The organism is Micromonospora zingiberis, from assembly GCF_004331455.1.
Taxonomy (GTDB): domain Bacteria; phylum Actinomycetota; class Actinomycetes; order Mycobacteriales; family Micromonosporaceae; genus Micromonospora; species Micromonospora zingiberis.
On the sequence record NZ_SJJR01000007.1, the window covers coordinates 155,467 to 179,582 of the forward strand.

The following is a 24,116-nucleotide window of genomic DNA, read 5'->3' on the forward strand; positions in this document are numbered from 1 at the left end:
CGGTCAGCCGAAGTAGGCGTGGTGCAGCCGCGAACCCTGCAACTCGGCGGGCGGTCCCGCGGCGGAGACCTGGCCGTCGCGCAGCACGATCAGGCGGTCGCAGGCGGTGGAGACCCGCTCGCTGTTCTGTTCGACGATGAGCATCGAGATGCCCTGGTGGCGCAGCGAGTCCAGCGACTGGTAGATGCGGTCGATGATCAGTGGGGCGAGCCCGAGTGAGGGCTCGTCGAGCAGGAGGACCCGCGGGTTCTGCACGATGGCCCGGGCGAGGGACAGCATCTGCTGTTCGCCACCGGAGAGCAGCCCGGCCAGCTGGGTCCGGCGTTGTTCGAGGATCGGAAAGAGTTCGTACACCAGGGCCCGTACCTCGCGCAGCCGGCGGCGGACCCGGCCCCGCCGGAGGGCCATCGTGGCGATCTCCAGGTTCTCGTCCACCGTCAGTGGTCGTAGTACCCGGTGGCCCTCGGGCAGCAGGACCAGCCCGCGTCGGGCGAGGTCGGCGGTGTTGACGCCGCCGATCGGCTTCCCGTCGAAGTGGATCGTGCCGGAGCGGGGACGCAGGCTGCCGCTGAGCGCCCGCATGAGGGTCGTCTTACCGGCGCCGTTCATACCGACGACTCCGAGGACCTCGCCGGCTTCGAGGGTCAGAGTGATGTCGCGCAGGACGGGTTCGCGGTTGCCGTAGCCGACGGCGAGGTCGGTGACCTGCAGCAGCGGTGTGCTCATCCGGGTACTCCCAGGTAGGCGGAGATGACCTGTTGGCGTGCGAAGACCTCCGCGGGAGGGCCGTCGGCGATGAGCCGACCGCTGTCGAGCACGTAGACCCGGTCGCACGCGGCGTTGATCAGCGACAGGTTGTGGTCGACCAGGACCACGCCGATCTGGCGGTGACTCAACGCCCGGACCACCTCGGCCACCTCGGCGCGTTCGAACTCGGTCAGGCCCGCGCCGGGCTCGTCGAGCAGCAGGAAGGACGGCTGGAGCATGAGGTTGCGGGCGATCTCGACGAGCCGTTGCACGCCGTACGGCTGGTCGCCGACGAGTTGATCAGCGCGTCCGGCCAGCGACAGGTCGTCCAGCAGCGCCATGGCCCGCTCGCGCGAGCGCCGGTCGTGCCGGATCGATCCGGGGGTGCGCAGCACCTCGTTGACCCAGCCCGGACCGTCGAGTCCGTCGCCGGCCAGCATGACGTTCTCCAGCAGGGTCAGCTCGGGGATCACCTTGGGACTCTGGAACGTCCGGCTGATGCCCATCCTGACGATGTCCTGCTGCCGCCGCCCGAGTAGCCGGTCGCCATCGAGACTGATCGCCCCGGCGGCGGTGGGTACGTCCCCGGTGACCGCGTTGAGCAGGGTCGTCTTACCGGCGCCGTTCGGGCCGATCAGCCCCACCACCTCGCCGGTGGCGAAGGTGATCGACACGTTGTCCACGGCGCGGGTGCCGCCGAAGGACACCGCCAGGTCGGTGACCGTCACCTGCCGTCGTGGGCCCTCCTCGGCCAGCTGTTCGGCCACCCGCTGCGGGTTGCGCTGCTCGCCGGATCCGCTGGCGGTGGTGAGTGGCCCGGACCGTTGACGTGCCGGGGTGAACCGGGCCACCAGTCGTTGGAACGCCCCGGCGATGCCGCCGCGGGTCGCCACCACCAGCACGAGGATGCCGACTCCGTAGATCAGGTCCTGTGCCTGGCTGGTCACCAGCGACAGCTCGTCCATCACCAGGATCGCGAGCACCCCGAACACCGGTCCGAAGAAGTAGCCCGCCCCGCCGAGGATGGTGGCCAGCAGCAGCGCCACCAGTCGGTGGAAGCTGAACGTGTCCAGGTCGATGACCAGCTGGAAATGTGCGTACAGCGCACCGGCGAGGCCGGCGAGCATCCCGGAGAGCCCGAACGCGACCAGTCGGGCCTGCCCCGGTGATACGCCGACCGAGGCGAGGATGCGCGGTCCCTCGCGCAGCGCCACCAGCTTGCGGCCGGTGCCGGAGCGGTGGACGTTGCGCATCAGCTGGAAGGTGAGCAGCGCGAAGACGGCCGTCAGCCAGTAGAACTCCTGGTACCCGCCGATCAGCTCCAGGCCGAAGAGGCTGGGGGAGGGGATGATGTAGATGCCGATCGTGCCGCCGCTGAACTCCTCCCAGCTGAGCAGGATCTCACCGAGGGCGAGGGCGAAGGCCAACGTCTGGATCGCGAGGAACAGTTCGCCCAGGCTCTTGCTGGGTAGTGCGACCAGCACCGACAGCGTCGAGGTGACCACCACCGCCACCAGCAGCGCGAGCCAGAACGAGACGCCGTAGTGGACTTCCAGGTAGACGCTGGTGAAGGCGCCCAGGCCGTAGGTCATGATGATGGAGAGGTTGAAGATGCCCGCGTAGCCGTAGATCAGGTTGAACGCCGCGGTGAGGATGTAGGCGATTCCCGCCGCGGTGGCCAGGTGCAGGTAGTAGTCGTTGCCCGCGGTGGCCAGCCCGACCACGACCAGGACCACCGGTGCGGCGAGGTGTCGTACGACCGCGGACGCGGCGACCTTCTGCATGGTGTTCATACGCGCTCCGCCGTTCCACGGAAGGTGAACAGCCCGCTGGGCCGCACCAGCAGCACCAGGGACAAGATGACCAGAAGGGTCGTGAGGTGGAAGCCGGGTGCGATGAACTGGTCGGTCACCGTCATCGCGAGTCCGGCCACGAGTGCTCCGCCGACGGCCCCGAAGAGACTGCCCAGGCCGCCGATCACGGCGCCGACGAGGGACAGCACCAGCAGGGTGGGCGCCACATCGATGGAGACGCTGGCGACGGTCGCCTGGAAGATGCCGCCGATCATCAGGCAGACCCCCGAGACCACCCAGGCCAGCAGGCGGAACCGGCTGCTGCGGACGCCGTAGACCGCGGCGAGCTCGTGGTCGTGGGCGACCGCACTGAGCGCGCGTCCGATCAGGGTTCGGTCGAACAGCAGGTAGAGGCCGATCAGCAGGAGCAGCGACAGGCCGATGATGAGCAGCCGCTGCCGGGCGGTCTGGAAGTCGCCGAGTTGCACCGAGCCGGTCAGCCAGGGCTGCACGATCGACGGCTGCCCGCCGAACTGCTGTCGCGTGACGAAGTTCAGCAGCAGACCGAAACCGAGGGTGGACAGGGTCAGGCCGATCACGGGTACGCCCTTGCGCTGGGCGGGCAGGATCGCGGCGGCGTAGGTCAGCCCGCCGAGGACGGCTCCGGCCGCGAGCGTGAGGACGACGCCGAGTAGGGCGTTCTCCGCACCCCAGCTGGCGCAGGCGGCGCCGGCGAAGACGCAGAAGTATCCGGCGCCGAAGTTCACCACCCCGCTGACCCGGAACACCAGGCTGACCGACACCACCAAGGGGATTAGTACGGCGGTCAGCGACAGGCTGGTTACGATAAGTGACAGCATGTGCATTCCTTCTGCATCCGAAGGTCGCGGGTCGCAGGAGAGGATCTTTTACGTGGTTAACTAATGCATGAGACTGGCGTCACACGCACCTGCTGTCAAGAGTTTTCGACGTCGCAATCTCGCGGCAACGATTCTGATGTGCGTGGCCTGCTCGGCCCCTGGGCAAGATGGTTAGCCTGGTGTAATATCCGCCCCCAGACTCCGAGGGAGGAACCCATGGCTCAGCCCCTTCTCCGCCTCTATCACACCGGCCTGATCGTTGACAGCCTGTCGAACGCAATGCAGACGTGGGGGGCGGCCCTCGGGCTCGACTGGGCGCCACCGAAAACGTCGACCGCGCCGATGCTCTGCCCGGACGGGATCGTCGACCGCGAGGTCCGCTTCACCTACTCGCTACAGGGCCCCCATTTCATCGAACTTCTTGAGCAGGTCGATCCGACGCCCTACCTCAACCTGACCGGCGGGCGGTACGTCCACCACCTCGGCTACTTCACCGACGACCTGGTCGCCGCGTCGGCCGACCTGGAGGCACGCGGGTTCCGTCGGGAACTGTCCGGTGTCGCCGACGACGGACAGATCGCCCGCGCGGCGTTCCACTACAGTCCCGAGTCGCCCGGCATGTGGATCGAACTGGTCTCCCACGAGATCGCCGAGGAGATCGGCAACTGGCTGGCGACCGCGGCCGCCGAGCGGGGCATCCCCTTCGTCTCCCCGTTCCGCTGAGCAGCACCGTGGCCACCACGACGAGCGGGAGCACCGGCCCCCTGGCCGGCCTGCACATACTCGACCTGTCCACCTACGTCGCCGGCCCCTCCGCCACCATGACGCTGGCCCAGCTCGGCGCCGACGTGGTCCGGATCGACCCGATCGGCGGCGCGCCCGACGTGCGGCGACTTCCGCTCGCGCCGGACGGTTCCAGCCTCTACTGGGCCGGTCTCAACAAGGGCAAACGGTCCGTCGAGGTCGACCTGCGCGGCGAGGCAGGTCGAGACGTCGTCCGGTCGCTGCTGCGGGCCGGCGGCGAGGGCCACGGCATCCTGCTCACCAACGCAGTGGGGCAGCCCTGGCTCGACTACCAGCAGCTCCGCACACATCGACCCGATCTGATCATGGTGCACATCGGCGGCCAGCCGGACGGCAAGCCGGCCGTCGACTACACGGTCAACTGCGAGGTCGGTCTGCCCTGGCTCACCGGCCCGGCGGACTCGACGGCGCCGGTGAACCACGTGCTGCCGGCCTGGGACCTGCTGACCGGCCTGCACGCGGCGCTGTCCGTCCTCGTCGCCGACCGGGCCCGCCGGCACACCGGCGAGGGACAGTTCATCCGGATCAACCTCGCCGAGGTCGCCCTGGCCACCATGGGACACCTGGGTTTCGTCGCCGACGTGGCGGTCAACGGCGGCGGCCGGCGCCGGGACGGCAACCACCTGTACGGCAGCTACGGCTGCGACTTCGCCACCGCCGACGGTCGCCGGGTGATGGTGGTCGCCCTCACCAGCCGCCATTGGCAGAGCCTGATCGAACTCACCGGCCGTCGGGAGGTCGTCGCCGCCCTTGCCGAGGCGATGGGCGTCGACTTCGGCCGCGAGGAGACCCGGTACCAACACCGAGAGGTGATCACGGCACTGCTGGCGCCGTGGTTCGCCGAGCGCAACCACCGCGACGTGGTCGCCGCCCTCGACCGGGGGCAGGTCCTCTGGGGCGACTACCGGACCGTGGCGGAACTGGTCGACGCCCCGGACGGGCTGCTGGCCCGGTCGGGCCTGTTCACCCAGGTCCGACAGTCCGGCGCGGGGACCTTCCCGGTGCCCCGCCCGGTGTCCAGGGCCGAGGGCTGGGGCGATGACACGACCCTGCTGGCCCCCGCTGTCGGCGCCGACACCGACGTGGTGCTCCAGCAGTGGCTGGGGCACGACCTCGACACCGTGCGGGCGCTACGCGCCAGCGGCATCGTCGGCGGACGGTGAGGCGGGTCGCGCGGCACGTCGGGAGGCCCGGGACAGCGCCGCCAACACCAGGCTCAACACCAGCGCGGCGAGACAGCTTGCGGCGCAGGCCAGGCCCGCCAGGCGGAACCCCCACTCGGTGGGTAACCCACCCGGCCCGGGATGGGCGCCCAGAATCGCGGCGGTACCGGCGCTGCCCAGCGCTCCACCGACCGCCCGCAGCAGCAGGTTGAGGCTGGTCGCGCTGCCGGTCTGCGCCGGATCCACGGCGGCCACGATCAGGTTCGCCATCATCCCGAAGGTCGCTCCCGACCCGAAAGCCGACAGCCCGATCGCCACCACCAGGGACCACAGCCCGGTGCTGCCGAGAACGAGCGTGAGGGGCCCCAGGGCGGCGACGAACGCGCCGATCGCCAGTGCCGCGTACGGCCCCCAGCGGGCGGCGAGGAACACCGACGACCGGCTGCCCAGCAGTCCGCCGATGGCGATCGGCATCATCACCAGGCCCACCGCGGCCAGCGGCAGCCCCGCACCGTAGCCGCTGCTCGGCGGAGCCAGCGCCAGGCGGCTGATCAGGACGGGCAGGGCGTACAGACTGATACCCATCAGCACGGCCGTGCCGTTGGCGATCAGGACGTCGTGATGGGCCATCAGGCGTAGCTCCACCAGCGGATTGCGCTGGCGCAACTCCACCGCCACCCACGCGACGAGCGCCAGCAGCGCGGCACCGCCCAGCGCGAGCAGCCGGGCGTCGGTCCAGCCCCAACTGTTGCCCTGGCTGATCCCGAGCAGCCCGAGCCCCGTGCCGATCACCAGTAGCAGCGCGCCGACCACGTCGAGGCCACGGGGACGTGCCGCGTCCACCATGGCGGGCAGGCCCAGGATCACCGCCAGGGTGATGAGCACGCCGAGCCCGGCCGCACCGCCGAAGGCCGCACCGAGTCCGTACCACTGGGCGACGGAGGTGGTCACCGGGTAGCTGAGGCCGGCGCCCACGGCGGTGGTGACGGAGAGCAGAGCGACCAGGCGTACGGCACGAGCGCCGGAGGCGTGGTCACGAGCCGTCGCGATGGTCATCGCGACCAGGGCCACGCCGAGTCCCTGCAACGCCCGTCCGGCCAGGAACAGCCCGTACGGCCCCGGGACGGCCGACAGCACGCAACCGAGCGCCACCAGCAGGCATACCGCGATCATGGCCGGTCGCCGTCGGCGACCGTCGGCGAGCCGTCCGAGCACCGGCGTCAACGCCGCACCGGTCAGCAACGTGATGGTGTACGACCACTGCGCCGCTTCCTCGGACAGCCCGAAGTGGATCCTGACCATGGGCACCAGCGGGGCGCCGAGGGTCACCACCGCGGCCGAGACGAGCGCGGCCGCCACCAGGACAGGTGCCAGTGGCGGGCGGCCCACGAAGCGGGTGCGGACCGTCGGTGCTGCCGGAGTGGACACCGCCGCGGTCAGAGTGTGACGAGTAACTGTTCGACCGCGCGCATCTTCAGGCCCTTCCAGTGCGGTTGGAAACCGTCGGCGAGGCGCATCTGCGGAAAACGGTCCAGCAGCACGTTGCTCGCCTGCAGCAGCTCACTTCGGGACAGCATCGCGCCGAGGCAGAAGTGCCGACCGAACCCGAAGGCGAAGTGTTCCCCCGCGGCACTGAACGCCTTCTCGTGATCCAGGTCGTCTCGACCCGGATCGAAGCTGTCCGGGGCCCGGAAACGACGTTCGTCACGATTGGCGGAGGCGATGAGCAGCATGACCAGCGACCCCGCCGGAATCGTCACGCCTTCGACTTGGACGTCGGTGGTCGTCTGCCGGCCGTTCATTTGCGAGGGCGGAGTGAACCGCAGGGTCTCGCTGATCGCGGGCAGCAACTGGGACCGGTCCGCCCGCACCGCCTCGAACAGTTCGCGTTGGCTCAGCAGGTGGGTGAACAGGCTGCCGAGAGCCTTGCCGGTGGTTTCCGACCCGGCGTTGAGCAGTTGGGTGATGTGCGTCTTGATCTCGTCGTCGGCCAGCGACTCACCATTCACCTCGGCGGTGACCAGGGCGGAGATGAGATCATCGCCGGGGTGCCGGCGGCGGTCATGGATGACCGGTGTCAGGTAGTCCCAGAGTTCCTCGGTCGCCTGGCGGCCCCGTGCGGCGATCGTCGGGTCGCGGTGCAGGTTGCCGAGAAAGTCGATGTGGGCGCTGTACCAGGCGACGAAGCGATCGTAATCGTCGTGCGGCAGACCGAGCATGTCGGTGATGACATACACCGGCAGGTAGTAGCAGAACTCGGTCAGGAGATCGACGGTGGCGCCGGGGCGGAACTGGCGCACGAGATGCTCGCTGGCCGAGGTCACCGAACGGTCGAGGATGCCCGCGATGTTGCGCGCGATCACCGGCGCCCACATCTCCAGACCCTTACCGCGGAAGTACGGGCTGACCAGGGCGCGCTTGCGGCTGTGCTCGGCCCCGTCCATCTGCAACAGCGACCGGCCGAACACCGGTTCGAGGTGCACCTCGTAGTTGCGGGTCGAGAAGGCCGGGCTCTTGTACGCGGTGGCCACGTCCGCGTGGCGGCTCAGCAGGTAGCCGCCCAGGCCCTCGTCCCAGTGGACCGGGGACTCCGCGCGCAGTCGCCGGTAGTACGCGTACGGATCCTCCGCGACCTCGCTGGACAGGAAGGCCGGCCACGCCGTCGACGCCATCACACACCTCTCTCGTCGGTGGCCGCGGAGTTCGGGACGTATCCGCTGATACCCGCGGCTACCGGCATCAGCGACAACGAAAGCCCGCCGTCGACCAGGAGGTCGACGCCGGTGATCTGGGATGCGCGCGGGCTCGCCAGGAAGATGATCGCCTCGGCGACCTCCTCGGGACCGCCGATCTTTCGCAACGGGATGAGTGCCTCGCGGTACGCCCGGTTCGCCCGTGCGGTGTCGTTCACCCCGGCGCCGAAGGACTGCCGGGTCAGGCCCGTGTCGGTCGGTCCGGGGGAGACGCAGTTGCAGCGGATGCCGTCGGGCCCCCACTCCAGGGCCAGCTGACGGACCAACATCACGAGCGCGGCCTTGCTCGCGCTGTACGCACCCAGCGGTGGGGTGGGGTGCTGCGCCGACATCGACGCGGTCGCCACCAGCGCGCCGCGGGTCTCGCGCAATGTCGGGCGGGCTGCCTGAGCGAGCAGCCAGGTGGCCTGGGTGTTGATCGCGAAGTTACGTTGGAACGCGTCAACGTCGAGATCGGCCAGCGGACCTGCGGCGATGGTGCCGGCGTTGCTGATCACCGCGTCCAGCGCGCCCAGCTCGTTCTGCGCGACCTGCACGGCCCGGCCCGGTGCCTCGGTGTCGGCGAGGTCGGCCACCACGGTCACGCAACGTGCGCCGAGTGCGGTCAGTTCCTCGGCCACCTCGTCCAGCGCCTCCTGGTTGCGGTCCACCAGGGCGAGTCCGATGGTCTCGCCGGCCTCAGCCCGCGTGACCGCCAGGCGAGCCACCGCCCGGCCGATGCCGCTACCGGCACCGGTGATCAGATACCTCATCGATTGCCCCTCCATCGCGGGACGGTGCCCCGCTGCGCTCGGAAAGCCCGGGACCCGGCATGTATTTAGCTAGGTTAAGTATGTGTGATGATGTCGGCGTAACCGCCGCAGGTCAAGGGGACTTTCCGGTGGATCGTTCCTCAGCGCAGCGCCACCGGCAGCCGGTGCGGCGTACGCAGGGACCGCCCGCCCCATTCGAGGTTGTCGTCGGCGAGCCGGAGGTCGGGCAGCCGTTGGGCGGCGGACCGGAAGAGCATCGTCGCCTCCATCCGGGCCAGCCCGGCACCCAGGCAGAAGTGCGGCCCGAGGCCGAGGGACACGTGATGCCTGCTGTCGCTTCGGTCGAGATCCAGCCGATCGGGATCGACGAAGACGTCGGGATCCCGGTTCGCCGCGGCCAGCACGCCGATCACCGTGTCACCGGCCCGGATCGGCACCCCGGCCACCTCACGGGACTCGGCGGCGACGTACTGGAGGAAGTGCGCCGGGGTGACGAACCGCAACAACTCCTCGACCGCCACCGGCGCGCGTTCCGGGTCGGCGCACAGGCGCTGCCACTGCTCGGGTCGGCGGAGCAGTTCGAGCAGCCCGACGGCGAGCAGGTTGCTGGTCGTCTCGTGGCCGGCGAAGATCATCAGGGCCAGCATGCCCATCAGCTCCTCGCGCGACAGTTGACCCGCGCTCTCGGCATCGAGCACGGCAGCCACCAGCCCGGTCTGCCTGCCGGTGGCCCGCTGCTGTGCAACGAGGTCGTCGATGTACGTCAGGAGCGCCGTGTACGCCTCGTCGGCCGCCACGGCCTTGGCCTCGGAGTCGGCGTTGAGCTTGTTCTCGGCGATCTTCTGTGCCCACGAATGCACCATGTCCAGCTCGCCGAGCGGAATGCCGAGCAGGTCACCCAGCACCTCCAGGGGCAGCGTGTAGGCGAAACGCTTGAAGTCCACCACGTCCTGGCGCTGCGTGAGCAGCCGATCGAGGTTCTCGTCCACCCGCCGGCGGACCGCGGCCTCCATGTCCCGGGCCAGGCTGCGCGCTGAGAACGGTGGCAGCACCACGCGCCGGACCCGCGGGTGCCGGGGTGGGTCCATCCGGACGAGTTGATGGAACTCGTGGCCGAGTACCCGGTCGAACGCGGCTCGACCGGGCGGGCTGAACCGCTCTCGTGCCTGTTCGTAACGCGTCGAGTGTCGGGTCGCCGCGCGGCTGTAGAGGATGTTGTTGTCGCCGAGCAGCTGTTTCACGTCGGCATGGCGACTGAGCACGACGACGTCGTCCAACCGCCATACCGGATGCCGGGTGCGCAGTTCGTTCCAGGTGGGGTACGGGTCGGCCAACAGCTCCGGGTCGCCGGCGAAGAGGCGCCGGACCCGGTTCTCCAGCGATCGTGATTCGGCGAGCCGCATACCTGCCTCCAGCGGAGCGTGGGGCAACTTCCTTAACATGGCTAAGCTTCACGCATCGCTTAGCCTAGTTAAATATCTGCTCGCGTCAACCCGCTGGGTCGCCTCACGTTTCCGACCGCGCCAGTTCAGCCCCGCTGCGCCTGCCCGTCACGCTCCGCGCCCGCCCGGCGCAGGACCGCCTCCGCGCGCCGGATCACAGGTGCGTCGACCATCTGCCCGTCGACCCGTAGCGCTCCGCCGGCACCGCTCGCCGCCACGACCCGCCGCGCCCACCGCACCTGCTCGACATCCGGCGTGAACGCCCCGTTGACCGCCTCGACCTGCGCCGGATGGATGCAGAACTTGCCGGTGAATCCGAGACCTCGCGCCCGCTCGGCATCAGCGGCAGCCCGTCCCGGGTCGGTCAGATCGGTCGTGACGCCGTCCACGGGACCGGGTAGCCCGGCGGCCCGCGCGGCGACCACCAGAGTGGAACGGGCGTATCGCATCGCCTCGTCCGACGTCGCGGCATCGATGTCGGCCGCGAAATCCAGGTGACCGAAGGCCAGACGCGTCACGCCGGTAGCCCCGGCGATCTCCAGCGCCCGGACCATGCCGACGGCCGTCTCGATCAGCGCCACGATCGCCACCTGCGGTCCGAACCGCTGGTGTAGGGCGACCAGCGCTCCGGGGTCCTCCGCCATCGGCACCACCACGGCTCGCAGCTGCGGCAACCCCGCCAGAGCGCGCACGTCGGCGGCATGCTCGGACGCGCCCACCCCGTTGATCCGTACGGCGGCCGGCCCCACCGTGTCGACCCAACGCGCCGCTTCCTGCCTCGCCGCGTCCTTGTGACCCGGCCCGACGGCATCCTCAAGATCAATGATCACCAGATCGGCCCGGGTCGCGCTCGCCTTGGCGAACCGTTCCGGCCGGTCACCTGGGACGAACAGCATCGTACGGGCGTCGGCCACGCCAGCGCCGTTGATCACAGTCATGGGAGCATGATCTCCTTGCCATGTCAGGCTGAGCGCACACCAGTGCCGGGCCTTCATCCGAAGACGGCTTCCGAACGCCGCAGATGTGCCGCTGATTGTGCAGCGCTCGACGGCTGACGCGCACCGTGTGGTTCGTCATGCTCTCGCTTCGCCGCGCCCGGGAGCCCCGCATGGCCGGCGCTGGCGGACGTGGCCGCAGGTCGTCGCTCACCGCCCCGACGAACGGGGACCGTGACCTGCGGCCCGCCGAGGACGTCAGCAGCCGAGTTGCAGGCGCGCCTTGAAGCGCAGCGTTCCCATCGGTACGACATCTCCGCACCGGACGGTGCCGACCTCGATGTTGTCGAAGGTCGTGTACGTCTGTGTGCCCTCGCGCACGACGTTGTAGGCAACTCCCAGCGGGCCGAGGTCGTGGCGTAGACACCTGAACCAGGTGTATTCACCGGAGACGGCCCGGGTGCCCTTGTACAGGCCGTAGTAGCCGGGCTCGTTGAAGCTCCAGCGCATGCTCGTCGTCTCGGTGTCCGTGCTGGCCCTGGTGTTCTGCACGGAGAACCCGACCTTGACCGAGACCTTCGTGAAGATCGCTCCGGCGGAGCTGCTGACCTCGACACTGCCACCGATGGTCGTGCTCACCGAACTGACCTTGGTCAGGGTCTCGGTCCGCTCACCTGTGGTGCCCGGGGCGATGTTGAGGCTCATGAAATGGGTGAGTGTCGGGTTCACCTCGGAGGCGAGGATCTCGTACCAGGGGCCGCCGGTGGTGTGTGGCCCGCACCAGCCACGAGGCGGCCAGATGAAATCGGCTCTGGCCGGGGCCGCGATCGCCAGTGTCGAGAGCAGGATGAGAACGGTCACGATGCCGATACGCCGAGCGTGTCGCGCTATTGGACCGACAAGTTTCACAGAGCCTCCAAGCCGAGGGGATTACGAGGAGTATGGAGGCCGACCGATGGAGTAGCCATCGGCATGATCATTCAACATGTGCACAAAGCAGCAGAGCGCAGCGAATCGGTTACCCGGTCGACCAACTCCGGCACCCACTCGACGTACTCGACCTCGGCCCCACCAGCATGCCGGGCGTACAGGAAACGGCCGGTGGGGCTGGTCGCCTCCGGGGTGGTGACCTCGCCGCCCGCGGCGGTCAGTCCGGCGACGACCGCGTCCAGATCATCGACGATCACGGTCGCGGAGGCGTGCGCGTAGCGGGCTCGTTCCTCGGGTGGGCCAGCGATCACCAGGAAGTCACCGATCGCGGCCAACTCGATCGAGTCGAACGCGAACCGCAGATCCGGCTCCGCGCCAACCAGGGCCCGCAGCGACGGCAGCGAGGCGTCGAGGTCATCAACCCAGAGCCGGGCGTACGTCTTCAAGATGGCCATATCCACTCCTGTACGTTGAGATTGCCGACCAGACCGTAAGGCGATAGCTGCGGATGGGGTAAGTACGCACTTTTCGGTAAGCGGCGCATACGAGGAGGAACGGCGAGTGGACGAGCCGTTTCCCGGCACACCGACGGCGACGCACATGGCGCAGGTGCACCTGGTGGCTCGCGAGGTGTTCGACGTGGTCGGCAGCAAATGGGCGGTGCCGGTCATCGAAGCCATCGGCACCGACACCCGCCGCTTCGGCGAACTGCACCGGCAGGTCACCGGCATCAGCCACCGGCTGCTCACCGCCACCCTGCGACAGTTGGAGCGCAACGGAGTCGTCCATCGGACGCTCCATCCCACCGTGCCGCCACGCACCGAATACCGGCTCACCCCCGCCGGCCGGGAGCTCCACCACACGATCAACGGTTTCTGCCGGTGGAGCCGCCACCACCTGGACGAGGTCCTGGCCTCACGCCGCCGCTTCGAGCAGGAACGCAAGATCCCTTGACGTAGGGGCGCGAATCCGGCGAGGCCGCGCTCCGTGGTATCAACCGCGTCATGAACATCGAGCACGCCCATCCGGACGACCTCGCCGAGCTTCGTGCCGCCTTCGGCGTAGATGACGCGGGCGAGTCGGCGTTGGGCTGGGAAGAGGTGAATGCCTTCGAGGCAGCGCACGGCGTGGTGCTGCCGGAGCCGTACCGGACGTTCGTCGCCGAGATCACCGACGGTTCCTTCTCCGGGCCGCCCGACCACGGGTTGGTCGGCGTCGCGGAACTGCCCGACGACTGGGGTGACGATCGTCCGGTCCGCACCCTCAGCGCGCCCTTCCCGCTGACCGAGGCGTGGCTGTGGGAAGACGACCCCCGGCCGTACGAGGAGATCGCGCCGCTACTCGCCCCGGTCTTCGATCATGGATCGGTGGTGCTCGGCACGGACGGCTGCGGCATGTACTGGCACCTGATCGTGACCGGCCCACACCGAGGGCATATCTGGAACATCAGCGGCGAAGGCGCCACCCCGTACGGCGCGGAGTTCGGTCACACCACCGCCGACTCCGGGTTCATGGGCTGGGTAAGACACTGGTCGGCAGGCAAACCATGGTTCGACGCCTGACACACGAACACCGCCAGACCACGAAGACCGGCTCGCCGAAAGTAGCGCACTTGCACCTGCTTCAGTGCAGATGGTCAGCCTTGCTGGCCATCCCCATGGCGCTCGTTGGCTTCGGCAATGAGCTCGCGAATCGTCCGGATCAGCTCGGTTGCGCCGATCTTCTCGGCGGCAGCCAGGCTTTCTTCGAGGACCAACCTCGCCTGTTTGCGCTCTTCCCAAGCTAGTAGGAGCTGTCCTAGCACGTTTCCTACGACCGCAATGCCGTCGGGACGATGCAGTTGTCGTAAGATTTGAAATGACTCAACGAGCTGCGGAAATGCGGCCTCGTAGTTTTCCTGGATCAGGTCGATCTGGGCCAACCCCCACTTGGCGGCAGCGATTCCGTCGAGGTCGCCCATCCTCTCGTTCGCACGTAACCGCTCGGTCTGCAGCGCAGCAGCTTCCGTGTAGTCGCCGCGTTGGTAGAGGATGTCGGCGATCTTGCCCCAGGTGATGGCAGTCGAGCGGGTGTCTCCGAGTCGGTTGTAGACCGGCAACTCGATTTCGCGGTGGATGCGGAGGGCTTCGTCGTAGTCGCCGTGTTGGTGGAGGATGTCGGCGATCTTGCCCCAGGTGATGGCAGTCGAGCGGGTGTCTCCGAGTCGGTTGTAGACCGGCAACTGCACTTCGCGGCGGATGCGGAGGGCTTCGTCGTAGTCGCCGCGTTGGTGGAGGATGTCGGCGATCTGGCCCCAGGTGATGGCAGTCGAGCGGGTGTCCCCGAGTCGGTTGTAGACCGGCAACTGCACTTCGCGGCGGATGCGGAGGGCTTCGTCGTACTCACCGCGTCGGTAGAGGATGTCGGCGAGGGTTCCTCGGCAAATGGCGGCTTCCTGTTCGGATCCTGCGCTGGTGAACAGTTGGTGGGCTTGCTGGAGGAGTTGTTCAGCTTGGCGCAGTTCACCGCGGCCGATCAGGTAGGTCGCGTGTTCGGCGGTGACGCGGGCACGGTCGATGGTCGGCACGGAGTCATCGACCTGTACCTGTTGGACGGCTCGCGTGAACAGTTGGCCGGAGGTGTCGCCGTCTCCGCTGGTTCTCGCGGCGTCGGCGACGCGCCGCAGGAGCAGGACTGGTACCGGGTGCTGGTGACGGTCGAGCAGAGCTATCGCCTCCTGCCCGAGGTGTAACGCGTCGGCGGCGGGCCCGGACCGTAGCGCCTGCACGGCGTCGGCGGCGCAGGTGGCGGTGACCTGCGGGTTGTCGGCGTGCAGGGCGATCCGGGTCAGTTGCAGGTCCAAAGCCCGGTCCCGGCGGTTATGTCCGGCGGTGCCGCCCCAGGCGACGAACAACGGCTCGGCGATCAGGCCGGCGAGGTCGGTGATTTCGGCGGCGTCGAGTGGTTCGAGGCGCCCCGCGGCCAGGGCGTTGGCGGCCAGCGCCGGCTGCTGCGAGTCGTACCCGTCTGAAAACACGTCGACCAGTCCCAGCCCACGGAGCCGGGCTGTCGACCCTCCGGTGCGCTGGGCCAGGGCATCTGCCACCGGCTCCGGTACCGGCAGGTCGAACACAGTGAGGTCGCGCAGTAACGCACGATGGGTCGGGCCCGCCTGGTCGATCAGCGTGTCGAGGGCCAGGTTCTCCAGGAAGTCGCGGACCTCTGCCTCCGACGGTGGCTCGCCCTGGCGCAGGTATGCCTCCATCCCCGCGACCGCGGCCTCGGCTCGGTCGGTGTCGACCTGGTCGCTGTAGACCAGACGAAGTCCGATGAGGTCCTGTAGGCCCGGGTTGCCGCGGCTGACCGTCACCGCCCGCTCGGCGAGTACGGCCCGCTCGTCCCGCCACTGCGGGCTGACCTGCGCCCGTTGCCGATTCAGCAGCTTACGTTGGGCGACCGCCGACAGCGGACGCAACGGCACCTGCTCCAGCCGGCCCTCCACGCCATCGAGGGTGAACTGGAAACGGCTGGTCAGGAGCAGACGGCTGTCGGTGTAGGCCGGGTCAAACGACCGCAGGACACCTGCCAGCACCGGTGCCACCCGCGGATCCACCCGATGCAGGCCGTTTGGATCCGGTCGCAGGATCTGTTCGAGGTCATCAATGATCAGCAGCAACGGTCGATGCCCATCGGCGGGCTGAGCGCAGGGCCCGCTCAGCAGGTCGATCAGCAGCTCCTCCAATGCCTCCGGCCGATCACGTACGTCCGCCCGCCGCCGCTTGATCAGGTCACGGGCGTCCGGGTTGGCGCGTACCGCCTCAGCGATCACGTCCAGAATCGCGGCCGCACTGTAGTCACCGAAGACCACCGCAGGGACCAGATGCGGGCACCGGTCCGCGATCCGCGCCGCCAGACTCGACTTACCGAGCCGACCCTGCCCGTGCAGCAGTACCCCCGCCCGATCCTGCGAGCGTAGCGCCCGCAACGCGTGCTGCAGCTCGGGGCGGCGACCAACGAACATGTCCGGTGCGGCAACCGGCACATGATGCTTACGGTCAAGGAAAACCTTGGTGCCGTGCACCGCCGACACCCGCGATCGTCGCCTTGCTCCGGCCACCAGCCGTCCACCACCAGAGGGACCCAACCACAGCCTCGCCAGATGCCAGTCCGCACGCAACCCCGACTCGGCGGAATTCAACAGCACGCGGCGAGCATCGCCGACCGCGACGGCAAGGTCCGCCCGCGTACTCAACTGCTGGTACAAATGCTCGGCGAACGCGATCGCCGCCACGTCGCCCACGGAACCGTCCCAGCCGAGCACCGCCGGTACACCTGCGGACACCAACGCCGTAGCCATCGAATGCGCCAGCAGAACATCCCCATCGCCGCCGGAATCCGTCGGGCCACGGCGCCCCGCACCCGCCGGCAAATACCCGTCCGCGTCTGCCGCCGTCGCCGTCAGGCACGCCGACACGAACAGCAACCGGGGAATCGAGGTCATCATCCTGACCAGCTCAGCAGCCGTGGTCGGCAGATCATCACCGACCTCGTCCTCCATCATCAACACCGGCACACCCGGCTGGCCAGGCCGCACCGGCCACCTGTTCACCCCGTGACAAGACAGGTGCACCACCGGCATCCCACCCACATCCGCCAGCCGCCGCCCCAACTCCACCGGATTACCCGTGTCCTCCACCACCAGATCAACCCGGCTGTCGTCCACAGCCTTCAGAATCGCCGCTTCCTCAGCCTCGAAGTCCAACTCATGCTGCCGCCGCGGCGACGACGCCATGAACGCCAGACCCAACCGGAATCCATCAGGCTCCGGCAACGCCCCAGGCACACCAAGCCGCCGCACCACACAGAACCGCAACGCCTCCGCGGCCAGAAAGCCCTCACCCGGACGCGCCAACAACTCAAACGGTGCCCGCAACACCGCCCATGCCCGGCCCGACGGCGACCTCGGCCCCCGCACCTCGAACACCACCGGCGCCGGCGCCCTATCCAGCAACGCCGTCAACTGGCCCTGATCACCGTCCAACCAGGACCACAACTCCCGACCCAACCCCACCAAAACCTCGTCAGCCGCCCCGGCGTGCACCGCCCGCACATAACGCGCCCCAAGATCCGCCAAACGCGCCCCGTCGGCCTCGGTCAACGCCCGCCGAGACCCGATCCGCTCCCCACCGACCAGAACCTCGAAACCCGAATCGTCAACCACCAGACCCGTCACACCAATCGCCCCTCACCCAGAACGCCCAGTCACCAGACCCTAACGACCTTCAATCCCGAGCCAAACCCCAGAACCCCACTCCCACCCACAACCACCCGATCATCCGACCCCAACCACCCAAATCAACAGGCATCACAATCACATGACGAGAACAACCCTCCCCACGACTAGCGACGAGCCCACGCAAACGCACTACCCGCTCCAAGCAGAATTTGCAAAGACGGAAGCCCGACAGGGCGCTCCCGAATGGAGCAAAGCGACTTCAGCGAGTGGCCGATGACGTGGGATAAGAGCCGATCCAACCGAAGTGCCAACAGTTGCACATCACACCACAAGAGCCGGGTACCAATCTCATGCCGCGAAGCGCGCGACCTACGGTGACCTCCGTGCCGGTCGCCGACGATCGGATGCGGCGATGAGGGGCGAGCTTCGGTCGTGAGTACAGCCCTGTTGTGCGCTGGCGCAAAACGGCCGGCCGGCGGCAGCGACACCCCCCCCGGGCAGTCCTGCCGCCGGCACCCTTCCACATATCGCCCCGAAGATCGTGATCGCGTTTCGCGATCTCGACTACCACCGACGCGGCTCGACCGCGTGCGTGTCCTGACAACGGGATCCACCCCGGCAAGCGCTACATGGCCCAGCAAGCTCGACGCCCTCCGTCTGATGGGACCGATGCCCGTCGCCACGTCTCCAACTTCGCCCCGTCGGCCCCAGTAGAGTGATCGGATGCGCCGATGATCTAGGAACCGGTAGTGCTCGCGGAAACGCGGGGAGGCTCGAACCAGGAAAGGCGGCTAAAGCTGGCGAATCGGACGCTGTAATAGCAGGTAGCGCATCGTCAATGCACTATATTTGCTGCTCCTGTGCTGCTGCGCCTGGCCATCGCGTCGGGCGAGGATCGCAACCTCTCCGACCAGTTCGGCGGTGCCGGCATCGTTCAACCGCTGCGCCCGGCCATCGCGTCGGGCGAGGATCGCAACCGCTCCTGGTGGATCGTGACCTGGTCGCCGGGAGCTACCGGCTGCGCCCGGCCATCGCGTCGGGCGAGGATCGCAACGTCGTAGGGCTCGGGCCAGTCGGGGCGGGTCACAAGCTGGCTGCGCCCGGCCATCGCGTCGGGCGAGGATCGCAACCCGGTGCATGCACGACCAGTCCCACACCCGCACCGGCTTGCTGCGCCCGGCCACCGCGTCGGGCGAGGATCGCAACCTTGTGGCCGGCAACCCGACTGACCGGGATCCCGAGTCGCTGCGTCCGGCCACCGCGCCGGGCGAGGATCGCAGCGACATCGGGATCCGCCTGGCCGCCACCGCGAGCGTGCTGCGCCCGGCCATCGCGCCGGGCGAGGATTGCAACGCCCAGCAGGCCGTGGGCGCGGCCGTTGGGGAGTGGTTGGCTGGCTTAGCCGGCGGCGTGCAGGTGAACCAGGAACCGGCAACCGGCTCCGGCGTTCGTGACCTCGACCCGGCCGCCGTGCGCCTCGACCAGGCCACGGACGATCGCCAGGCCGAGCCCGCCGCCGACCGGACCGGAGCTCGGCCGGGCCGGTGCGTCTGCACCGGTCGGGCTGCGCGCCGGCTCGCCACGGAACGCCACCTCGAACACCCGGGGCAGGTCGGCATCGGGGATGCCGCCGCAGGTGTCGGCCACCGCCAGCCAGGCGCGGTTGCCGTCGCGGCCGGCGGTGATCTGTACCATCCCGTCGTGCGGGGTGAATCGGACCGCGTTGCGCAGCAGGTTGCCGACGATACGGGCCAGTTCCGGCTCGCTTGCCACGACCGCCGGCCAGCCGAACTCGGCGGCGACCAGCCGGATGCCACGCGCCCGCGCCAGTGGCGCGGCGGAGGCGAGCGCGTCGGAGACCACTTCGGCCAGCGGGACTGGGCGCAGCGAGAGTCGCAGTGCGCCGGCGTTGATCCGGGACAGTTCGAACAGGTCGTCGACGAGCTGCGTCATCCGGTCGGCTTCGACCCGGATCCGTCGGTGGTACTCGGCGGTGGTGGCCGGGTCGGCGACGACGCCGTCCTCCAGTGCCTCGGCCATCGCCCGTAGCCCGGCCAGCGGGGTACGCAGGTCGTGTGACACCCAGGCGACGAGTTCCCGCCGGTTCGCCTCGGCCTGGCGTTCGCGCTGGCGCAGTTGGTCGGCCCAGACCGCGTCGCGGGCCAGTCGGCCGCCGAGCCACCAGCCGACGCCGAGGCTGACCGTCCCGGAGCCGGCGACGACCAGCAGCACGACGTCACGGTCGTGGGCGGACAGGAACATGGCTTGGGCGGCGCCGACCACCCCGGCGAGCACCGCAAGCACGGTAATGGTGAGCAGTACGGTGACGTGCACGGTGATGGTGCGACGGCGGGCGATCCGTAGCGCTGCCGCGCCGGGCAGCCCGACCAGCAGCGAGGCGCCGAGCCCGACGGCGAGGACCGCGATGATGTCGCCCGGTGGCAGGTCAAGCATTGCCGGTCGCTGGCTCGTAGCGGTATCCGACGCCCCAGACGGTGACGATCCGGCGGGGCTGTGCCGGGTCGTCCTCGACCTTCTCTCGAATTCGGCGTACGTGGACGGTCACCGTGGACTGGTCGCCGAAGTTCCACCCCCACACCTGGGTGAGTAGTTCGTCGCGGCGGAACACCTGTGCGGGGTGCCGGACGAAGTGCAGCAGCAGGTCGAACTCGCGGACGGTAAGTGCCAGGTCGGTGCCGTGACGGCGGGCCAGCCGACGGCCGGTGTCCAGGCTCAGGTCCCCGTCGATGATTATCGGGTCGGGGCTCGTCGGGTTGGTGCCAGACGATTCGTTGGCCGTGGCGGTGCCGACCCGGCGCAGCACTGAGCCGACCCGCAGCACCAGTTCGCGGGGCGAGAATGGCTTGGTGACGTAGTCGTCGGCGCCGAGTTGCAGGCCGAGAATCCGGTCGGCCTCCTCACCGAGCGCCGTCAACATGATCACCGGTATGGTGGCCGTCCGTTGCCGGAGCCGCCGGCACACCCCGAGCCCGTCCAGCCCGGGGAGCATCAGATCGAGCACCACCAGGTCTGGGGGCGACCGGTCGACCGCCGCCAGTGCGGTGAGCCCGTCGGCGGCCTGTTCGACCAGGTAGCCGGCCCGTTTCAGGTATCGGAGCACCACGTCGGAGACGGTCGGGTCGTCGTCGACGACGAGGATCCGGGCGGGTGGGCCGGTGGTGGCGTTCATCGTGGCCAGATGCTCCGAGTGAGGTCAGGCGGTCAGGTCGGCGGCGCCGAAGGAGACCGAGAACCGCTTGCACCAGATGGAGACGCTGGTCAGCTTGGCCAGGTCGACGTCGTCTGGGATGTCGTACACCTGGTTGCCCTGGTTGCCTTTGAGCCGGTCAAGCTCGGCCCACTGTCCGTCGTCGAAGACGTGCCAGCCGGCGCGGCCTTCGAGCACCGGCTGATCGGAGAGCCAGACCCGCAGGTCCGGGCCGTTGGAGGTGGCGAAATCGCGCAGCACGAGCTGGCGACGGCCGTCGCCGAGCTGGATCACCTGGGCGGTGCCGGTGGTCTCGTACTCGTGGGAGATGAACTGGCCGGACGCGAGCAGTTGGTTCCCGGCCGGGCTCGGGCTCACGCTGGGGCTCGTGCCCGGGCTCGGGTCGTCGGTGGCGGTTTGTTGGATCACGGGGACGGACTCGTCGACGACGTTGTCGGTGACGAGTTTCCACGGCTGGAACCAGTAGCCGCCGAAGAGCACACCGGCAACGACGACGACGGTCAGAACCCAGCTCAACGGGCTGGAGTAGCGGCGCTTCCACACGTTGATCAGCGTACGGCCGGGAGGGTTGCCACAGCGCTGGGCAAATTGTTGTGGAACTCTTACGGCCGCTCAGCTGGTCGCGACGCGGAGGCGAGCGCCAGCAGGGCGGCGGTGAGTGCCGCCGCCCCGAGCACCGTCGGTGTGTCGAACGACCACGTGCCGGCTCGGCCGATCGCGGCCAGCCACGACGGGCCCGTTCTTGTGCCTGCGCCACGGTGCGCGTTGGATCCAGTCGTGTTAGTTTTGGATCCCTTACTGTCTTCCGGGGAGGGACTGCCATCAACCACGATGTATGGCACGACGGGGCCGCGACGCCGACGCCGGAGCGGCGACGATGACCGTCGCCCTCGCCGCCCCGCACCAGGAGGCTGTCCGCGCCGGCGAACGCGCGGTCGCGGCGGGTGGCAACGCTCTCGACGCGGCTCTTGCGGCCGCGTGCACGCTCACGGTGGTGTACCCGCATCAGTGTGCGCTCGGTGGCGACCTCGTCGCGCTGGTCCGCTCGCCCGACGGGGTGACCACGGCGGTCGTCGCCGCCGGTACGGCACCCGGTGACATCGGTCGGCTGTCGTCGGGATGGTCGGCCATGCCCCGGGCGGGGGCGCACTCGGTGACCGTGCCCGGCCTCGTCGCCGGCTGGCGGGAACTGGCCCGCCTGGGCGCCGCGCTGCCACTCGACGGCATGTTCCGCGACGCGGCGGCTGTCGCCGAGGAGGGCACCCGCGTCAGCGCGGGCCTTGAACGAGCGCTCGACAGCCGCCGCGAGGCGGTACTGGCCGATCCGGGACTGCGGGCGGTTTTCGCGCCCGAGGGTGCACCGCTACGCCAGGGGGCGCTGCTGCGTCAGCCGGCACTGGCGGCGACGCTGCGACGGCTCGCCGTCGATCCGCGTGACCTGTACGCGGGCGAGACGGCGCAGTCGATCGTGGGCACGTTGCGGGCCCACGGTGGCGCCCACACGCTTGCTGATTTTGCCGGATACCAACCGGAGACGGTTCCGGCCGTGACCAGGGAGATCGGTGGACGGGCCTGGTCGGTGGCGCCACCGCCGTCCGTCGGAGCGATCCTGCTGGGCGTCGTACAAGCGGTGGCCGGCCCCGGTGACGTCGAGCCGGATCCGACCCGGGTGCTCGACGCCAGCCTGGCGGGCGTTGCCGCCCGTACCGTGTACCTCGGCGACCCTCGATCGGGCGGAGCCGACCTGGAGGCGATGCTGCGCCTGGATGCCGGTCCCGCCGCCGGTCGCCGGCCTGAGCCGCCCGCGCACGGCGACACGGTCGCGGTGGTGGCCAGCGACGACGCCGGTTGGCGGGTCGCGCTCGTGCAGAGCGTCTTCCAGACCTTCGGTGCGGGCCTGCTCGACCCTGGCACCGGCGTGGTGCTGCACAACCGCGGCGCGGCGTTCAGCCTGGATCCCGCCTCGCCGGCCCGGCTGGCACCGGGGGCACGTCCGCCGCACACGCTCTGCCCGGTCATCGTGCACTCGACCGAGAGCACGGTCGTCGCCGGCTGCCAGGGCGGCCGGGCCCAGCCGTGGATCCTGGCGCAGTTGCTGTCCGCGATGACGGACCCGGCGCAGTCGCTCGACGACGTCCTGGCCCGGCCTCGTTGGGTGGTCGGCGACGTCGACCTGGGCCACGCCGGGCTCACCCTTGTCGCCGAGCCGGGCGTCGGTGACGAGGTGCCGGCGGCGGCGCGGGCGCATGGGCTGCCCGTGGCCTGGTTCCCGGCTCGGGCCGACTCCGCCGGTCACGTCCAGGTCGTGCGTACGCGCGGCGAGCGCAGCGGCGTGGTGTTCCAGGCCGCCAGCGATCCCCGCGCCGACGGATCGGCCGTCGTCATCCCGTCCTGAGCGCGAACAACCCACAACCGTCATCCGGAGGATCGCGATGCCTGTTCACACCGTCCTTGGACCGATCGAGCCGGCGCAACTCGGGCCGACCTCCATGCACGAGCACCTGCTCAGCGACCTGAGCATCTGGGCGAAGCCGCCCCGGGAACTGCCGCCGGCGGACGTGCCGATGGGTCCGCTGCTCGGCGCGTACCTGCGGTGGAACGCGCTGTCGCTCAAGGAGAACCTGATTCTCGACGATCCGCAGGTCGCCGCCGAGGAACTCGCACACGTACGCACGGCGGGTGCCTCGGCGGTCGTCGAGTTGACCCTGGAGGGGATGGGCCGGCGTATCGAGGAGTTGCCGGAGATCTCCCGCCGCGCGGGTGTGCACGTCTGCGTCGGTGCGGGCTACTACGTGGAGGAGACGATGCCCGCGTACGTGCGCGAGGCGGGTGTCGACGACCTCACCGAGATGCTGGTGACGCAGCTGACGGACGGCATCGGCGACAGCGGCATCATGCCCGCCCTGCTCGGCGAGATCGGCACGAGCTGGCCGATTACGGCCGCCGAGTGGCGGCTGGTCCGGGCGGCCGGCCGGGCCGGGGCGCGGACCGGTGCGTCGGTGTACATGCACCTGTCCTTCCGTGGCACGGGTGGGACGGCCGTGCTGGAGGCGTTGGTCGAGGAGGGTATGCCGGCGGACCGGGTCGTCATCGGGCATCTCGACGAGCGGTGGGACCGCGGGTACCACCGGGAGGTCGCCCAGGCGGGTGCCGTCCTCGGCTACGACACGTTCGGCTCGGACTTCTACTACGGCTCGCCGGCCCTGCGGAATCCCACCGACGCGGAGCGGTTGGAGATGGTCGAGTGGCTGTTGAGCGAGGGTTTCGGCGGGCAACTCGTCATCGCCGCAGACGTCTGGTCGCAGGCGAACCTCCGTCGTAACGGTGGCAACGGCTACGACCACCTGTTCCGGCGGATCGGTCCGGCGATCACCGATCTGGCCGGTGGTGACGAGACCGTCGTCGAGGCCATTCTCGTCGGCAATCCCCGGCGGTTGTTGGATCGGCCGTGACGGTCGATGGCGGCGGGCCGGCATCGGTGCACTGTTGACCG

The 24,116-nt window shown here is 69.3% G+C and carries 21 protein-coding genes; 7 read left to right on the forward strand and 14 right to left on the reverse strand.

Annotated elements, in window-relative coordinates:
* Positions 1-3 precede the first annotated feature (3 nt).
* Genes E0H26_RS13200 through E0H26_RS13210 form a run of 3 tightly spaced genes read right to left on the reverse strand, consistent with a single transcriptional unit; the run spans position 4 to position 3,400 of the window.
* A complete protein-coding gene (locus E0H26_RS13200) occupies positions 4-726 on the reverse strand; it encodes an ABC transporter ATP-binding protein (protein WP_131303890.1) in 723 nt (240 codons plus the stop codon).
* Positions 723-2,540: a branched-chain amino acid ABC transporter ATP-binding protein/permease gene (locus E0H26_RS13205; RefSeq protein WP_131303891.1), complete on the reverse strand. Its 1,818-nt coding sequence runs from the start codon at positions 2,538-2,540 to the stop codon at positions 723-725. The genes E0H26_RS13200 and E0H26_RS13205 overlap by 4 nt, the downstream gene beginning before the upstream one ends.
* Positions 2,537-3,400: a branched-chain amino acid ABC transporter permease gene (locus tag E0H26_RS13210; protein ID WP_165521842.1), complete on the reverse strand. Its 864-nt coding sequence runs from the start codon at positions 3,398-3,400 to the stop codon at positions 2,537-2,539. The genes E0H26_RS13205 and E0H26_RS13210 overlap by 4 nt, the downstream gene beginning before the upstream one ends.
* 216 nt (positions 3,401-3,616) lie before the next feature.
* Here E0H26_RS13210 and E0H26_RS13215 point away from each other — a divergent pair, with 216 nt between their 5' ends.
* Both E0H26_RS13215 and E0H26_RS13220 read left to right on the forward strand, forming a co-directional pair.
* Positions 3,617-4,123 (forward strand): VOC family protein, encoded by a 507-nt coding sequence (locus tag E0H26_RS13215; RefSeq protein ID WP_165521843.1) that lies wholly within the window; start codon positions 3,617-3,619, stop codon positions 4,121-4,123.
* 8 nt (positions 4,124-4,131) lie between these two features.
* Entirely contained in the window at positions 4,132-5,367 is a 1,236-nt protein-coding gene (locus tag E0H26_RS13220) for a CoA transferase (RefSeq protein ID WP_206025056.1), read from the forward strand.
* On the opposite strand, the gene E0H26_RS13225 is transcribed toward E0H26_RS13220, so the two are convergent.
* The 7 genes from E0H26_RS13225 to E0H26_RS13255 all read right to left on the reverse strand — a co-directional run bounded on the left by E0H26_RS13225 (position 5,335) and on the right by E0H26_RS13255 (position 12,634).
* The gene (locus E0H26_RS13225) at positions 5,335-6,795 is read right to left on the reverse strand and encodes an MFS transporter (protein WP_131303894.1); all 1,461 of its coding nucleotides are present in this window, start codon (positions 6,793-6,795) and stop codon (positions 5,335-5,337) included. The two genes, E0H26_RS13220 and E0H26_RS13225, sit on opposite strands and share 33 nt — an antisense overlap.
* Positions 6,796-6,803: 8 nt before the next feature.
* On the reverse strand, positions 6,804-8,039 hold the full coding sequence (locus E0H26_RS13230; protein ID WP_131303895.1) for a cytochrome P450: 1,236 nt from the start codon (positions 8,037-8,039) through the stop codon (positions 6,804-6,806).
* Positions 8,039-8,872: an SDR family NAD(P)-dependent oxidoreductase gene (locus E0H26_RS13235; protein WP_131303896.1), complete on the reverse strand. Its 834-nt coding sequence runs from the start codon at positions 8,870-8,872 to the stop codon at positions 8,039-8,041. The genes E0H26_RS13230 and E0H26_RS13235 overlap by 1 nt, the downstream gene beginning before the upstream one ends.
* Positions 8,873-9,012: 140 nt before the next feature.
* Positions 9,013-10,275 (reverse strand): cytochrome P450, encoded by a 1,263-nt coding sequence (locus E0H26_RS13240; RefSeq protein WP_165521844.1) that lies wholly within the window; start codon positions 10,273-10,275, stop codon positions 9,013-9,015.
* A 125-nt stretch (positions 10,276-10,400) separates the two neighbouring features.
* Positions 10,401-11,252, reverse strand: a complete 852-nt coding sequence (locus tag E0H26_RS13245; RefSeq protein ID WP_131303898.1) for an HpcH/HpaI aldolase/citrate lyase family protein — start codon at positions 11,250-11,252, stop codon at positions 10,401-10,403.
* A 255-nt stretch (positions 11,253-11,507) separates the two neighbouring features.
* On the reverse strand, positions 11,508-12,110 hold the full coding sequence (locus E0H26_RS13250) for a hypothetical protein (protein WP_131303899.1): 603 nt from the start codon (positions 12,108-12,110) through the stop codon (positions 11,508-11,510).
* A gap of 119 nt (positions 12,111-12,229) precedes the next feature.
* On the reverse strand, positions 12,230-12,634 hold the full coding sequence (locus E0H26_RS13255; protein ID WP_131303900.1) for a VOC family protein: 405 nt from the start codon (positions 12,632-12,634) through the stop codon (positions 12,230-12,232).
* 106 nt (positions 12,635-12,740) lie between these two features.
* On the opposite strand from E0H26_RS13255, the gene E0H26_RS13260 reads away from it, so the two are divergent.
* Together E0H26_RS13260 and E0H26_RS13265 are read left to right on the forward strand one after the other, a co-directional pair.
* Complete coding sequence (locus tag E0H26_RS13260; protein ID WP_240742133.1) at positions 12,741-13,133, forward strand: winged helix-turn-helix transcriptional regulator; 393 nt, start codon at positions 12,741-12,743, stop codon at positions 13,131-13,133.
* Positions 13,134-13,183: 50 nt separating this feature from the next.
* On the forward strand, positions 13,184-13,741 hold the full coding sequence (locus E0H26_RS13265) for an SMI1/KNR4 family protein (protein WP_131303901.1): 558 nt from the start codon (positions 13,184-13,186) through the stop codon (positions 13,739-13,741).
* A 74-nt stretch (positions 13,742-13,815) separates the two neighbouring features.
* Here E0H26_RS13265 and E0H26_RS13270 read toward each other — a convergent pair whose 3' ends face one another.
* Entirely contained in the window at positions 13,816-17,391 is a 3,576-nt protein-coding gene (locus tag E0H26_RS13270) for a tetratricopeptide repeat protein (protein WP_131303902.1), read from the reverse strand.
* 863 nt (positions 17,392-18,254) lie between these two features.
* Between E0H26_RS13270 and E0H26_RS13275 the strand changes: the two genes are divergently transcribed.
* Positions 18,255-18,455: a hypothetical protein gene (locus E0H26_RS13275; protein WP_131303903.1), complete on the forward strand. Its 201-nt coding sequence runs from the start codon at positions 18,255-18,257 to the stop codon at positions 18,453-18,455.
* Between the two features lie 337 nt (positions 18,456-18,792).
* Here the strand turns inward: E0H26_RS13275 and E0H26_RS13280 are convergent, their stop codons facing one another.
* From E0H26_RS13280 to E0H26_RS13290, 3 genes are read right to left on the reverse strand one after another with little or no spacing between them, the layout of a single operon-like run.
* A complete protein-coding gene (locus E0H26_RS13280) occupies positions 18,793-19,848 on the reverse strand; it encodes a sensor histidine kinase (protein WP_131303904.1) in 1,056 nt (351 codons plus the stop codon).
* Entirely contained in the window at positions 19,841-20,584 is a 744-nt protein-coding gene (locus E0H26_RS13285) for a response regulator transcription factor (protein WP_131303905.1), read from the reverse strand. Before E0H26_RS13285 ends, E0H26_RS13280 begins: the two co-directional genes overlap by 8 nt.
* Positions 20,585-20,608: 24 nt before the next feature.
* Positions 20,609-21,166: a DM13 domain-containing protein gene (locus E0H26_RS13290; RefSeq protein WP_131303906.1), complete on the reverse strand. Its 558-nt coding sequence runs from the start codon at positions 21,164-21,166 to the stop codon at positions 20,609-20,611.
* A gap of 292 nt (positions 21,167-21,458) precedes the next feature.
* On the opposite strand from E0H26_RS13290, the gene E0H26_RS13295 reads away from it, so the two are divergent.
* Together E0H26_RS13295 and E0H26_RS13300 are read left to right on the forward strand one after the other, a co-directional pair.
* Positions 21,459-23,018, forward strand: coding sequence for a gamma-glutamyltransferase (locus E0H26_RS13295; RefSeq protein WP_240742134.1), 1,560 nt, complete (start codon positions 21,459-21,461; stop codon positions 23,016-23,018).
* A 37-nt stretch (positions 23,019-23,055) separates the two neighbouring features.
* Positions 23,056-24,075: a phosphotriesterase family protein gene (locus E0H26_RS13300; RefSeq protein WP_131303907.1), complete on the forward strand. Its 1,020-nt coding sequence runs from the start codon at positions 23,056-23,058 to the stop codon at positions 24,073-24,075.
* Positions 24,076-24,116: the final 41 nt, after the last annotated feature.

Coding starts and splice junctions, on each gene's coding strand:
- E0H26_RS13200 (WP_131303890.1), bottom strand. CDS start 726: ATGAGCACACCGCTGCTGCAGGTCACCGACCTCGCCGTCGGCTACGGC.
- E0H26_RS13205 (WP_131303891.1), bottom strand. CDS start 2,540: ATGAACACCATGCAGAAGGTCGCCGCGTCCGCGGTCGTACGACACCTC.
- E0H26_RS13210 (WP_165521842.1), bottom strand. CDS start 3,400: ATGCTGTCACTTATCGTAACCAGCCTGTCGCTGACCGCCGTACTAATC.
- E0H26_RS13215 (WP_165521843.1), top strand. CDS start 3,617: ATGGCTCAGCCCCTTCTCCGCCTCTATCACACCGGCCTGATCGTTGAC.
- E0H26_RS13230 (WP_131303895.1), bottom strand. CDS start 8,039: ATGGCGTCGACGGCGTGGCCGGCCTTCCTGTCCAGCGAGGTCGCGGAG.
- E0H26_RS13235 (WP_131303896.1), bottom strand. CDS start 8,872: ATGAGGTATCTGATCACCGGTGCCGGTAGCGGCATCGGCCGGGCGGTG.
- E0H26_RS13240 (WP_165521844.1), bottom strand. CDS start 10,275: ATGCGGCTCGCCGAATCACGATCGCTGGAGAACCGGGTCCGGCGCCTC.
- E0H26_RS13245 (WP_131303898.1), bottom strand. CDS start 11,252: ATGACTGTGATCAACGGCGCTGGCGTGGCCGACGCCCGTACGATGCTG.
- E0H26_RS13255 (WP_131303900.1), bottom strand. CDS start 12,634: ATGGCCATCTTGAAGACGTACGCCCGGCTCTGGGTTGATGACCTCGAC.
- E0H26_RS13265 (WP_131303901.1), top strand. CDS start 13,184: ATGAACATCGAGCACGCCCATCCGGACGACCTCGCCGAGCTTCGTGCC.
- E0H26_RS13280 (WP_131303904.1), bottom strand. CDS start 19,848: ATGCTTGACCTGCCACCGGGCGACATCATCGCGGTCCTCGCCGTCGGG.
- E0H26_RS13285 (WP_131303905.1), bottom strand. CDS start 20,584: ATGAACGCCACCACCGGCCCACCCGCCCGGATCCTCGTCGTCGACGAC.
- E0H26_RS13295 (WP_240742134.1), top strand. CDS start 21,459: ATGGCACGACGGGGCCGCGACGCCGACGCCGGAGCGGCGACGATGACC.
- E0H26_RS13300 (WP_131303907.1), top strand. CDS start 23,056: ATGCCTGTTCACACCGTCCTTGGACCGATCGAGCCGGCGCAACTCGGG.